Source organism: Mesotoga infera, from assembly GCA_011045915.1.
Taxonomy (GTDB): Bacteria; Thermotogota; Thermotogae; order Petrotogales; family Kosmotogaceae; genus Mesotoga; species Mesotoga infera_D.
The window spans coordinates 1-13,634 of record DSBT01000126.1 but is presented as its reverse complement, the minus strand read 5'-3'; the positions used below and the strand labels follow the sequence as shown (position 1 = coordinate 13,634).

At 45.8% G+C, this 13,634-nt stretch carries 10 protein-coding genes and 1 pseudogene; 5 read left to right on the top strand and 6 right to left on the bottom strand.

All coding sequences use genetic code 11. The features are described from left to right. Together arcC and ENN47_04830 are read left to right on the top strand one after the other, a co-directional pair. The coding region (gene arcC / locus ENN47_04835) for a carbamate kinase (protein ID HDP77508.1) at positions 1 to 927 on the top strand (927 nt) is incomplete at its 5' end. 93 nt (positions 928 to 1,020) lie between these two features. Continuing rightward, positions 1,021 to 1,572, top strand: a complete 552-nt coding sequence (locus tag ENN47_04830) for a TetR/AcrR family transcriptional regulator (protein ID HDP77507.1) — start codon at positions 1,021 to 1,023, stop codon at positions 1,570 to 1,572. A gap of 74 nt (positions 1,573 to 1,646) precedes the next feature. On the opposite strand, the gene ENN47_04825 is transcribed toward ENN47_04830, so the two are convergent. Beyond that, positions 1,647 to 2,291, bottom strand: a complete 645-nt coding sequence (locus ENN47_04825) for a hypothetical protein (GenBank protein ID HDP77506.1) — start codon at positions 2,289 to 2,291, stop codon at positions 1,647 to 1,649. Between the two features lie 84 nt (positions 2,292 to 2,375). On the opposite strand from ENN47_04825, the gene ENN47_04820 reads away from it, so the two are divergent. Then, entirely contained in the window at positions 2,376 to 3,470 is a 1,095-nt protein-coding gene (locus ENN47_04820; protein HDP77505.1) for an AI-2E family transporter, read from the top strand. Between the two features lie 901 nt (positions 3,471 to 4,371). Here the strand turns inward: ENN47_04820 and ENN47_04815 are convergent. Next, the gene (locus ENN47_04815) at positions 4,372 to 6,003 is read right to left on the bottom strand and encodes a hypothetical protein (GenBank protein ID HDP77504.1); all 1,632 of its coding nucleotides are present in this window, start codon (positions 6,001 to 6,003) and stop codon (positions 4,372 to 4,374) included. Between the two features lie 13 nt (positions 6,004 to 6,016). Beyond that, positions 6,017 to 7,411, bottom strand: a complete 1,395-nt coding sequence (locus ENN47_04810) for a hypothetical protein (GenBank protein HDP77503.1) — start codon at positions 7,409 to 7,411, stop codon at positions 6,017 to 6,019. A gap of 230 nt (positions 7,412 to 7,641) precedes the next feature. On the opposite strand from ENN47_04810, the pseudogene ENN47_04805 reads away from it, so the two are divergent. Together ENN47_04805 and cysK are read left to right on the top strand one after the other, a co-directional pair. Continuing rightward, positions 7,642 to 8,199, top strand: a pseudogene (locus ENN47_04805) (serine acetyltransferase). Between the two features lie 5 nt (positions 8,200 to 8,204). Next, entirely contained in the window at positions 8,205 to 9,089 is an 885-nt protein-coding gene (gene cysK, locus ENN47_04800) for a cysteine synthase A (protein HDP77502.1), read from the top strand. Between the two features lie 11 nt (positions 9,090 to 9,100). Here the strand turns inward: cysK and ENN47_04795 are convergent, their stop codons facing one another. The 3 genes from ENN47_04795 to ENN47_04785 all read right to left on the bottom strand — a co-directional run. After that, the gene (locus ENN47_04795) at positions 9,101 to 10,762 is read right to left on the bottom strand and encodes a hypothetical protein (protein HDP77501.1); all 1,662 of its coding nucleotides are present in this window, start codon (positions 10,760 to 10,762) and stop codon (positions 9,101 to 9,103) included. 14 nt (positions 10,763 to 10,776) lie between these two features. Then, positions 10,777 to 11,874: a hypothetical protein gene (locus ENN47_04790; protein HDP77500.1), complete on the bottom strand. Its 1,098-nt coding sequence runs from the start codon at positions 11,872 to 11,874 to the stop codon at positions 10,777 to 10,779. Then, positions 11,871 to 13,634, bottom strand: a 1,764-nt coding sequence (locus tag ENN47_04785; GenBank protein ID HDP77499.1) for a LysM peptidoglycan-binding domain-containing protein, incomplete at its 5' end; no start/stop codon positions are given. The genes ENN47_04790 and ENN47_04785, both read right to left, overlap by 4 nt.

The following is a 13,634-nucleotide window of genomic DNA, read 5'->3' as shown; positions in this document are numbered from 1 at the left end:
GTTGTTGCAATAGGTGGCAATGCTCTAAATAAGCCAAACGAAAAAACCACTGCAGAAATAATGGAGAAAAACCTCCTCTCAACTACCTCTTATCTCGCAGATCTTGTGGAGGAAGGCTATGAACTGATCATCACACACGGAAACGGCCCGCAGGTGGGCAACTTGTTGGTTCAACAGGATATGTCAAAAGACGTATTCCCTCCATTCCCAATCGATGTAAACGATGCAATGACTCAGGGATCTATTGGCTACTTGATTACTCAGACCCTGAACAATGAGCTTCTGAAGCGAGGCAAAAGAAGAGACATTGCGTGCGTTCTGACTCAAATCGTAGTAGATAAGGAAGACGAGGGATTCCTGCACCCTTCAAAGCCGGTCGGACCGTTCTATGATGAGAAGACCGCGAAGGAACTTGAAATAACCAAAGGCTGGACGGTGAAAGAAGATGCGGGTAGGGGTTTTCGTCGTGTAGTCCCCTCTCCGATACCACTTGATGTGCTGGAGATTGAACCGATACGAGAGATGATCAACGATGGGACAATTGTTGTTGCAGCAGGCGGTGGAGGAATTCCGGTTGTTAGAGATAATAGGGGAATGATAAAAGGTGTAGAGGCAGTTATCGATAAAGATAGAGCGTCCGCACTGCTAGCGAAACTGATTGATGCCGATGCCTTGGTAATTCTTACCGGTGTTGACTACGCATACATTAACTTCGGAAAGAAAGACCAAAAAGAACTGAAGGTAGTTACTGTCGAAGAAGGTAGAAAACTGATCGATGCTGGTCACTTCGCAAGGGGAAGCATGCTGCCAAAAATAGAATCAGCAATTGAGTTTGTTTCAAGAACGAGAAAGGAATCGATAATAACTTCTCTTGAGAAGGTCGATCAAGCGCTGAGAGGTGAATCCGGCACTAGAATTGTTCCTTAGTTGGAGAAGCCGGGGGAATTGCCCCGGCTTTTGTATTTCTGCAGTTATGTGGTATAATCTGTGTTATACGAATGATTGAAAGGAGTGACGACAGTGCGTGGTCAAGAAACAAGAGAGAGAATAATGGAGGCGGCTATACAGGTCATCGCTGAAGAAACGATTGAGGGCCTGAGTACACGAAAGGTTTCAGGGATAGCGGAGGTAAATCTTGCAGCGATTCACTATCACCATCGTTCGAAAGAGGGAATGCTCATAGACCTTTCTAGGCACATTCTGAACAACTACGTTCTTCCGCGACTCGAACCACTAATAGACCAGTCAAAACAACCAGTGGACATCGCTCATGATCTCTACGCGGAAGTTCTGAAGCTTTATTCGGAAAGGTCAGACATAATGGTTTCTCTCGTATATCTTTGGCTTCACGGGATGAAGAACAAGAGAGTAAGGGAGATCCTTATTAATGCAAGAGCAAACTTCTATGATAGGGTTGAGAGAGCTCTCGGTGCTTCAATGTCTATGAGACGAGCCTCCAAAGTTTCTCATCGGCTTCTCACATATGTGGCCGGCAAAGTAATGGAAATGTCAGTAGATGGAGATATGCCGGACGAAAAGGAAGTCGACGAAATGGCAAAGCTCCTGTCATAACTGCTTGTCGATTAAGAACCGATCGCGATTCGTCATATTCTTTAGACCTTTCCATGTGCGGGAAGAAGAGCTTTCTAGTTCAAAAATCCCAGGTTTAGCTGTATTCCAACGAAGCTGTACGCTGGAAAAGGATCGAATGTTGAGAGATCGTCCTTGATCTCCCATTTTAGCGTTCCAACAAGCTCAACGCTCTCTATACTCAGAAAGTAGAATTTCTTCTCGATGTCCAGTCTCCTTCTCGCAGAAAATCCAACGGAAGTGAAACTCTGCTTCTCCGTTTCACCGGCCACCTTCTGAAATCTGCCCAAAGTTGCACTTATGGCACTGAGACCGTTGTCGAAGAACACTTCTGTTTTCAGCTGCCCGCCAAGAAAGGATGCATCTGGAGCAGCGTACTCGTACAGTCCTCCGATCTCAAGGTAGACAACATTGAAATCGTACCCCAGCTCTGCAACTACCCTAGCCTCCTGCAACGAAGAGAAAGAAACCCGGGAAGCGAGATGAAAGTTTGCATCATAGCCCAGAGTGAAGTAAGGCCCTTCATCGATGAACCAACCGGCCTCTAGAAAAGGAAGTATGCCGATCCTCAATCCCACATCTTTGAAACCCAGCATAGCCTTCACCGATCCGGGAGACAGTATCCTCGAAGAGTGAGTCGAAGCAAACGATGTGACCGAAATCAGAATAAACACTAGCACAATAATATATACTCTTTTCATAAGGAACACCTCTGTATTGAAAGCACATATTCAGTATACAACACAAAGCAGATCAAATCTTCTCAGCTCTGGAGGCGCGCCAATATGGAAAAGACTAGGCTATGGATTCTTGGATATTTCATTGCGATATTCTCCACACTATTTCTCTTTCCAATGACCTCGCGGGTCATCGGACTTGCTTTTCTTTTCTCTCTAATAATCAATGCACCATCCGCATTCGTTACAAAGAAAACATCGAAGACTGCCCTTGGAATCATTACTGGACTGGTATTGCTATTCTTCTTATTCTTTCTTGTATACAGCGCCATTCCGATTACGATCAACGGAATCCGTAGTATTGCCACTGAGATGGATGCCCTCTTCAAGGACGGAAGGTTTGAAGAGTGGCTCGAACGACTTCCTCCGTTTATTGCAGATTCCGTTACGGACCTTGCCCAGAGAGCTTCACAATGGTTAAGTGGCGCTGCTATTGAACTGGGAAGATATGTTGCTTCAAACATTACATCATGGATTACCGGGATTATTCTCATGATAGTAGCGGCCTTCGTAATTGCAAGAAGAACCGGAATCTTGAGAAGGAAGGTTCCTATTCTCTTCCCCGGTTGCAATCAGTCCAGGGTAACCGGTTTTCTCGATTCTCTGTACACTGATTTTCAGACCTATGTCGCTGGCCAGGTTCTAATATCGGTAATCGAAGGAATTATGATAGGTGCAGGTGCAGCGATTGTGGGAATCCCGAACGCTCTCTTCCTGGGACTTCTTGCAGGAATAACGAATTTCATACCCTTCTTGGGAGTTGTTGTAACAACTATCCCGATGCTGGTTCTCGGCTATGTTCAAAACGGCATCTGGGGTGTTATTGGTGGAGCGATTGTGCTCTTGATAGCAAATCAGATAGATATGTGGCTGCTTTCACCAAGAATTCTCTCTCATCGTGTTAAGATAAACTGGTTTGTAGTTCTGGTGTCGCTGGTAGCTTTTGGAGAGCTTATCGGGATTTTCGGTGTATTGTTCGCCGTGCCTCTGATACTCTTCATAAAGCGATTCTGGAAGGAGTTTGTCATAAAAGAGAGGAGTGATCATGATTGGGAATCTACGATAGAGACTGGTACAAAGAAAGTCAAAGAGGAGAATCCCCGACTCCGGGAAGAAAACCAGACAAGTTCACAAGAGGATTGATCCTCGGACTGATAATTGGCTTCGTGATCGGATTTCTTGTCTTTGGATTTATCTGAGACAGATCATGCAATTCAAAAATAAAGCTGTAAAAGGCGTTTTCGGCTGCGCACTGTGCACTGTGAGGGATCGTTGACAAGGGCTTCGCTTCTAGAAGATCCGCCGGACGCTTGAAAGAAGAAGCTGAGCGCCGGGAAGCCCAAAATCCCTTGACCGTCAGCAGTCCTCCTCTGGGAAGAAACCAGGCCAGTTGCACGTTCAAAATGCAAGTTACAGGGATGGAAGAGAGAAAGGCCCACTCGTCAACGGAGAACTTCATCTCACTGCGAACAGTGAGTCTGTGTTTTTAAGCGTCCAGCGGCTCTTATGGCTCATCATTACCTGGATGATCTCTATATGGCTCCCAAGCATTTTGTTCCTTATTTCAAGGGTTGTCATCATTGTCAGACAAAAAACGGCTTTGCGCTCTCTACGCTCTTGGTCTTAGTCCACGCTTGAGCGGTGGGGGACAGCTTGCGGCTCAAAGGCCCGCTTGTCAAGAAACGCTGCACGCTGAGCGCTGTGAAAAGCCAAGAATCAAAAATAGAGACTGACCGGTTACTGTGGTCTATACCGTTTTTCACCCCATTGTACTGTCAGCAACGATACTGTACAGGATCTGCTTCCTCCTCCTGCTCTTAGTAGTGGCGAATATGGTTTTTCTCGAAGCGGAGCTTGCCGATCCTGATTTACAAACCTCTGAACTCTACACGCGCTCGGAATCTTACCCCTCTAGATATACTTAATTCAGCGTCTAGCCTCTTCGTTGAATTCGGAAAACGCTGACCATCGAAGGCTCGGGCGGCTTTGCAGTGGCAGCAAACATCTGAGCTTTATGAACTTGCTCGCCCGGTCCCACCACAACCTAGAAGATATAAGACACATAAGGCCTGATCTCGAAAATAGGTTTCTCATATCCCCCGTTCTTGTTAAAGTAATCTCCGAAATAGAGAGAAAAGTCACCCCCAAAAGTGAAGTTGTTGTATGGTACCGAGATATTCAGCTTCATGATGTTTGCATTGACAGTCTTGCCGACGGGACCACTCCAATCCTTTGGATCGGTGAACTCTCCTGGGTCATCCTCGGGCTCTTTCATGTTCAGATAGGGAGTTCTTAGAGTCACTTCGCCCTGTTTGAAATAGTCGTACACAAAGGATATGGATAGCCCGTTGATCATTATCAGGTTCGCCATTACTGAGAATCCGTTCAGATCAGGTCCATACTTGAAGCCCAGCGGATAGTCAGTGAAATCTCTGCTCCCGGGTAGTTCCGATTTCGTGTATATCCTGTTTGTGAATGTCTGAAGGGGCTGCCAGCGATTGTACATCCAAGTGTCGGCATGATAGACTTCGGCAGACGCAAGAAGCAGCATTTCACCTAAGTCTACTGCATATCTTAAACCTCCACCGTAAGCGAGGGCAGTTGGTTTTCCTCTTGCGCCTGCCTCGGTCGAACCGAATGAAACATCGTCAATTGCTATTTCTCCGTAGACTTCAACTCCTTTGAAAGGAACCAGGGAAAAGTCAAGTGAAGCCATTACGTTCGAAAAATCTTCACCATAGGTATTGTGGAAAATGATGAATGGATTGGCATCATTCAGATCTGGATGCTTTCCGCCAACGACATTCAGCTCTCCTGCACCGACCCTTCCCCAATCAGCGAACTTAACATCGAACCTGTGTCCGATAATCGTCTTTGCCCCTTCTGTATATGCTCTTCTCTGATTGAGATCCCAGATCTTACCCTGCTTCTGCCACTCCTCTGAGTTCAGCAACGAAGTCGGTGTGATTACGAGAAAGGAATATGTGAAGCGGCCGTCCTTCCACAATGAAGTGGTATAGGAAGCAGAAATATTGTCATAATATGATGAAGCATCACTTATCATCAGGCCGTTACGCATGGGACCCCACGCAACCTTATACCTTCCCAGAGAAGCGTAAAGGCTTTCGTTTGCATAGGAGACATAGCCGAAGGTGGGCCAGCTCATATCGAGTGCCTCCAGTTTCCCCTCGAAGAGTTCGACCGGGAAATTCATATATGGCTTAGAATCGAAGCCTTTTCCATGGCTGATGTAGCTTCTGTAGTCCTTCGGAATGTCTAGGTTGACGAAACCCAGTACATTGTTTGTGACTTCGCTCATAAAACCCAGAACAAGCCAGGGCTTCAGAGTATCATAACGATACCTGAGGTAAAGAGGAACCACTGATTCCAACCACCCGGTCTCCTTGAACGGTTCGAAGTTGTGAATAAGGAACTGAGGAGTGAATCTGAGAAAGATATTCGTACCGACATAATACTTAACCCAAAGCTGTCCAATCTGAACAGAGGCAAATCCCTCAGGAAGAGCTGTGTTGGGAGTGAAAACTGTCTTTCCCTCGATGAGATTTCTGCCCAGTAGAAGATTGTATTGATCTGTACCTTTGAACAAGAGTCTCCCCTGACTCCCAAATAAAGCTACAGCAAAAGCCAGGAATAACAGCAAAACGATTTTCTTCATCCGAAATACCTCCCTATAATAATGAAAACCTTCTTATGAAACCCATGTTCAACCAGAAATTCATTTCTCTGGAGAGGAGCAGACTGCCTCCGGCAAAAATGGCAGTGTCTGGATCTATACTGAAGAAGCTTTCGAAAGAGAGATTCAAAGAAGTGGTTATCGGTTTCCTGGGTCCATACCAATCCGGTTCGAAAGGCGGCTCATAAGGGGAATCGATACTGACTGAGCCAGTTCTGAGAACCTCAGCCTTGACGCTAAGAGATATGTTCTGGCTCTCGTACAGCAGGCCCAGAAGACTCAGAGTCGAGTCAGGCCCGTAAGGAAAACCGAAGAAACCTGTGATGACGGGCCAAGAATCGAGATGCAAGACATTGAACCGGTATTGATAGGTGAACTTGCCGATACTCGTTCCCCTATTGTAGAGATAAGTAGTTGCATGATAGTGTTCTACCCGAACCTCCAGTCCGCCGCTTTGAATCAAGCCTCTGTCTCTTATTTCGTTCTCCGACTCGGCAAACTTCATTCCAGAGTATGGGGTCCCTTCAAGGATTTTCCACGAGATCCCCACTACCCAGCCGAAGGCGGTGGGATTAGAGTCGATACTCTCCGTTGCCAGTCTAAAATCATCTAGCGTGAACTCTCCATACACAACTGACTTACCCAACTTAACCTCGGCGGCAAGTGTAGCAGTGACGTTGGAACGCTCTTGATAGGTGTGATGGTAGATTAGGAACGGTCCGAGGTCCTGCAAATCCGGATAGACTCCATAAACGAGGTTTTCCTCGCCAAAAGTCAATCTCAAGTTGTCATTCATGTATCCGAAACGATGGCCGAGGAGAGTCTTCGGACCTCCGGCGATCGTCCTGTCAGACGAAATAGCGAAGAAGTTGTACGAATACACTCCCGATTTTGCTCTGGCGTTCAACTCGATCCATATATGGTCGAAATATGGTAGGTAATTGGAGAGCACGAAACTATATGTTGAACTGCCAAGACTCAGCTTCCTTCTTCCAATCGAGAACAACGAGTTTTCATCCTTTCTTTCGAAGTAGCCGAGCCTGGGGAAATTCATGTCTACCGAAGGAAGAAAAGACGCTGTAGACAACGGGAGATTCGAGAACCAGTTGCCCATCAAGTAATCGGAAAACTCCTGTCTTACGTCAATGTCCACATACAATCTGGAATCTCCCAATCTTATCTCCATTCCCCCGGAGAAGAGAGGAGGGATTTCCATGTATCTACTTAGATCTCCCAGAACGGGTTTATAGTTACTGGTTACGGCAGGAATACTGTTTACCGAAAAAGACGGTGAGAGGACTACGTGAAGTCCGGTACTTCCTACAGCGATCAATGGTATGAAAAGCACAATACACAACCAACGATTTCTCGACAAGAAACTCACCCCCATTTGGATTCTACACCCTCCAAGCGCGATAATTACATTTCCTTATTCTTGTGAAGGGCTCTTGCAGCGCTCACCAGATAATACATGTTCTTCACTTCTCTTAATCAATACATTGTAAGATTCTGGCTCGTTCACTTTCTCTTATGCGACTACTTTCACACGGAGTTAAGGACAATGCCGATACCATCGTTATACTTAATATAGCAGAAGCACTGGTGAAGAAGGTGAGAGTAATTAAATCACTGAAGCGCATCAAACAGACAACAATGGACATATCTCTTGATCTTAAGCCTTATCTTGAAAAAGGACCCAACCGCGTCAAAGAGTTGGCATGTGTTTCTCTTCTCCGCGGTTTTTCACGGTCTCTTACTCTACAGGATCTCACGCCTTTTCTGGAACAGCGAACTGCGATTTATGGCAAGAGTGCTTCACTATGTCGGAAGAGTACTCTATTCGATAGATATTTACCCGGCTGCAAGGCTTGAAGGCGGAGTGGTAATCGACCACGACGTTGGGGTTGTAGTTGGTTCGACCACATCGGTAGGCAGAGGAACTCTGATTTACCACGGAGTTACTTTGGGTTCAAAAAACGTTTTGAAGGGTTGGAGGCACCCCGATGTGGGCAAAAGCGTTATACTTGGAGCAGGAGCGAAGGTGCTTAAACCTAAATATGTATGCGACAACGCTAGGGTAGGAGTAAATAGTGTTGTTCTGAGCATGCTCCTCAAGATTCTCCGGCAACAGGGATACCCGCAAGAATTTATAAGGTTGCGAAGAGTGTGGAGGCTTAGCCAAAATGGTGTTTCATGATCTTATAGGTAATACGCCTATTATCGAACTCAATTCTCTCAGGAGTTCTGCATCAGTTCTCTTAAAGATCGAGAAGAACAACCCTGGAGGCAGTATAAAGGACAGAGCTGTCCTAGGAATGATGCTTGATGCAGAAAGAAAAGGCCTTCTCAGACAAGGGATGACAATCGTTGAGCCGACAAGCGGGAACACAGGAATCGCCATTGCCATGCTTGCTGCTTCAAGCGGTTATAAAGCAGCGCTATTCATGCCGGAATCGGCGAGCATTGAGCGCGTGAAGCTAATGGAAGCTTTTGGCGCTGAAGTAGTCAGGACCTCCGCCGAAAAGGGAATCTCCGGTTCGTATGATGAAGCAAGAGCCTTCATCGAAAGAAACCCTGATTCTTTTATGCTAGATCAATTCAGTAATGAAGCCAATCCCGCTTTCCACTATTCCTCTACTGGCCCCGAGATACACTCTCAAACAGAAGGCAAACTGGATGGTTTCATCTGTGGTATGGGAACGGGAGGAACTATAACCGGTGTTGGACGGTTTCTGAAACAGGCACTCCCGGGGATTCACGTGGCCGGAATAGAGCCGGCCGGCTCCCCGTTCATTTCGGAGGGAAGAAGCGGTTCTCACAAAATCCAGGGCATCGGTCCCGGTTTCAGACCGAATGTCCTCGACCTATCAGTGCTGGACGAAGTGATCACAGTCGAGGACGATGAGGCTCTCTCTATGATGAAATGGCTTCACAGAAAAGAGGGGTTGATGGTCGGAATATCGTCCGGCGCCAACGTTTCAGGCGCCCTCAAACTTGCCGAAAAGGGCTTGCGAAGAATCGCAACAGTTGCTCCGGACACTTACGAAAGATACCTAAGTCTGACCTAGAAGTATCGATCCTATGGGCAATCGTGTGTATAGTTTGCTACTAGATTCACCGGACAATCCATTTTGACAACGATGACTTCCCCACACACTATCCCATAAGTTTCGTTGAGATCCCAGTCTCTGAAAGTGTACCCCTCGATTTTCGGAGCGGTAACAACAACTGTGGTCCCTTCATTATGCCATCCTTCGCCAGGTATTTCATGTTCATATCGGGCCGATGTAGCTATATTCAAGTAATAGCTCACTGAAAACCTTGCAGTCAATTTCATTGAGTGATTCATGAGGATTTCTCTATTAGGTGAAGTCTCCCCGTCGTCCCATTCGATAAAGCTAACCCTAACATCATCTCCGACAGGCTTTCTATAATCAAACTCTTGAAGTTCATCTATTTCAACTACTAGAGTCTGATCCCTTTCAGCAACATAATCCAATGGAATATTCAGGTCTTGATCATTTATAGAAACCTTGGGCGAGACTATCAACTCCTTGTCGGAGACAATTCCCAGAATCACAGGCGGGATTACGGTGGTGAATTCCCATATAGGGCCCTCTGTATCGTCTTCGCCGTCTGAAGCAACTACCTTCCAGTAGTAGCGGGCTCCCTCCTCGAGGTGAACCGGTGTATAAGTCTCTCCGGAAACTCCTGAAGCAACAAGGACAGGGTTCGAAGTCTTACCGAGATAGACATCGTACAGCAAATAATCCCCATCAAGGTCTTCGCATGACCAGCTAAGCGAAGTACTTGTCGGAACAATTGTTTCGGCCATTTTGGGAACAGGATCGAATGGTATGCTAGGTGGTCTATTGACGTCAATTACGGTTATCTCGAAGCTTCCTGAAGAAGACGCTCCTTCTGAATCGCTTACAGCGATCTCAACATCATACGTTCCTGAACTCTCGTAATCGGCAGCGAAGACGTATTGAATGCCTTCAATGATTCCCACACCGGTGATTAGAGTGAAGGTAATCTCATCCCCGTCGGGATCAAATGCATAATCAAGAAGGTCCAGAGAAAGGATCTCATTCTCTTTGATTGTGAAGTCAGGAATGACTATTTCGGGAGGCTGATTCGAGTCAAACACTGTGACCAGAAAAGTGCAGCTCCCCTGGCCCCCTTTGCCGTCCGACACCCGAACTTCTACCTGGTACTCACCAACTTGCATTTCTCTTGCGTCGAAAAACAGTTCTGTTCCAATTATCTGCCCAAACTGGCCTACTAGCTCATAAGTAAGAGAGTCACCGTCGGGATCTGTCGATAATCCGCTCAAGTCTATGGTTATCTGCTCGCCGACTGAGATCTGAAGATCACTGATTTCTATAGAAGGGGCTCTATTGTTATCAAAAACTGTCACCTTAAACCTTCTGAAATCTGAATCACTCCCGTTGCTTGCTTGTAGTTTTACCCAGTACTCTCCAGCTTCATCATAACCGGGAGCGTAAAGGTAATAACTTCCCTTGATCTCGCCAACTCCTTCCAAAACCTGGAAATTCAGATCTTCGGCGTTCCCTGACAAAATGTAACTGGCCAGCAATAATTCAAGAGTTTCTCCCTCAGTCACAACCTGAGGATCTATCTGCTTAAGTAATCTAGCTCTGGGAACCAGACATGAAGAAGAAACCATCAGAACGATTAACAAGCAAAGAGTGATTTTCAGAATGTTTTTAAGACCCATTTCAAACCTCCGACTTATTGTGCTTTGAGAACCAGCAGAGCTCCAGTGTTTTTTCCTGTCTGCCAGTCTTCCTGAAGCAAAACAGCAATTTCCTTTCCGTTGAAAACAATATCTACCGGATAGCCATCTAACTCTACATATTCTATCGTATTTCCTCTGCTATCCAAAATCTCAAGTGTTCCAGTAATGGTCTCAAGAACGTAAATTCTTTCCCCGTTATGAAAGACTTTTATTGGGCCACGACCTATTAGGTCATAATACTCCGTCCGGTAACTTGAAAGTTCCACAGTCATTATCTGGTCTTCACCGGTCAGAGCAACCCATATCTTTCCGTTATGGACTATCGGGAAATTCGGGTACCTGCCAAGGTAGACTGTGCGTATTTCGCTGAAATCACTTTTGGAAAGGATCTTTAGACTCTCCTCAACGTAGGAGATAAGAAAGAGCCTATCGTCTTCGAGATGTATGTATGAAGGTCTCTTGCCGATATTCACTTCCTTTGCCAGATTTCCCCATTCATCGAATACCAGCAGCCCCTTTTCGGTTTCATGGGACCCGGTTAACATATTGTAATTGTGAAAAAGCGAGATGAAGAAATGCTCTGAATCCTCTGCCACAGAAAGTCCAATCACCGGAAGTTTGTGCCTCTTGATTATCTCTCTCTTAGCAATATCAAGCACTAGGAACTCATAATCATTTGTGAGTATTCCGATTTTTCCATCAATGAACGATCCCGTAACCAGTCTGCTCGATGTTGGAATCTCATCTATCTTCTTCCATCTACTCGGATGCAAAGAAGCATCCACGACAACCAGCCTACCGCTGTAGAATCCAAAACAGTACAGTTTCCCATCTCTATAGATGAGATCATTAATTCCGTCATTTCTCATAGTATCGAAAATCGTAATGGGCCTGAAACTGGTGTCAAAGACAACTAGTTCTGAATCGCCTTTCACAAGAGTAACGTAGTATGTACCGCTGCTGTTTTCGACCTCAACAATTCCCGAGGGCATAACGCCAAGGGGATATCTCTGCCCAAAAGTGATCGTTCCGAGCACATTACCTTTGAGAATCACGATGAAAAGAAGAAAGAGCATCATTGATCTTTTCAAGGTCGCTTCACCACATATACGAGAAGATCTTCTTTAAAACTCGACGCGATATTGAAATCATGGGTGTAAACATCGATTTTATTCCCTTTGATCGAACTGCCCGTATCTTCCACAACAAAGAAGCCCTTGTTAGGAGATGATGAGAAAAACGGAATATAGACAATAGAACCAAGAGGTATGACAGCAGGATCGGCGGCGACTGTACGGTATCCCTTAACAAAATCACCACTTGCGGTCATCTTGAATGATGGCGAAGTTGGATTCTTTGCATCATCCCACTCAGTGTACATTGTAACCTCAAAAGTCCCCGCATTATCAAAGATTATATCGGCTGGATTCACAGGGACATCTGCCTTCCAGAATTCAAAGTGGAGATTTCCCTTTGCATCTGATGCCAATCCGATGGTATCTCCAACCCTTACAAAATCTCCCTTGATTACCGTTCGGCTTCCAAGGCGTGCATAGACCGTCTTAAGATTGTTCCCATGATCGACAACAACCATTTCACCGTAAAGATCGTTTACTCGCTCCGAGAGAATAACTTTGCCGGGAAGAAAGGCGGTTATCCTAGAATTGGGCGGGACGGTCAGATCCATTCCCGGGTTGGCATAGCCGTAATCATAGCTTCCGAAGTTCGATTCAATTGAATCAACGAGAAAGTCAACCCCAAGATTCAAGCCGAAGTGAGTCGCGATTGATGCCTTGGCCATAAGATTATCCAGTGAGAGAGGTATCTTTATCTCATCCCCTCGGAATATTAAGTCCCAGTTCTTGACCTGAGTATTCATTTCCTTCAGCTGATCTACTGTGACACCGTAAGCCTGTGCAATGCTCCACAGACTGTCACCTGATTTAACTATGTATGACACGTAAGACATTGGTTCTATGGTCTCGTAAGCTGCCGCGCCAAGTCTGCTACGAATATCGGAAATCTCACCAAGAAAGGTGGTCATCGTCACATAATCTCTCTGTTCAGGCTGTTCTTGTTGCTCAATAGCCTCCAGATTGACCGCAAGCTCGCGTGTCCTGGAGTCCATTTCCTCAATCCTCAATACCAGTTCGTTGAAAACCTCTGCATCTATAACGGCCGATCCAACAGTTTCTTCAAGTTCAGCAAGCCTCCTTGCAATCGAATCATATCTTGCGCTATCGATGGCTGAAGTATCCGTTCTTGCTGCAAGCTGCTCGATCTTTCGCACGAGTTCATCGTATTTCCCGTCATCTCGCTCAGGCTCCTGTTGAACAACAACAATTTCGGTGTTCTTTATCTCTTCTATCCTTCCAAGAAGCTCTTCGAATTTCGTTTCATCGATTGAACTGTCATAACTACCTACTTCGGAGATTCTTTGGACGAGCTCTGTGTATCTTGAGGAATTTAGAGATTCTAGGGCCTGAACTTTTCTGTTAAGGTCATCGATCTCCCGCGTCATAATGCTGGTTTCTACCGAGCTGGTCAATACTCCGTCGATCTTGTCATAGAGCGTCTTAACGATTGCTGCAGATGAGGCGGAGTCGATAACCGATTCAGCGAGCATATTCTTTATTATCTGAAGTTCTGCTCTCAACGCTCCAAGATCATCATAGCCTGCATAGGTGGGCTCTATTGCTTGAACAAAGTTTATGCGAAAGGCAAGCTCCTGTACAGCATCTTCAAGCTGAACTATCTTCCTTTGACTAAGAGCAATAGAGTCAATCTTCTCTTCAATAGCATCCATCTTTGCAAGAAAATCGTCTCTAGTAATGAACGGATAGTTACACCC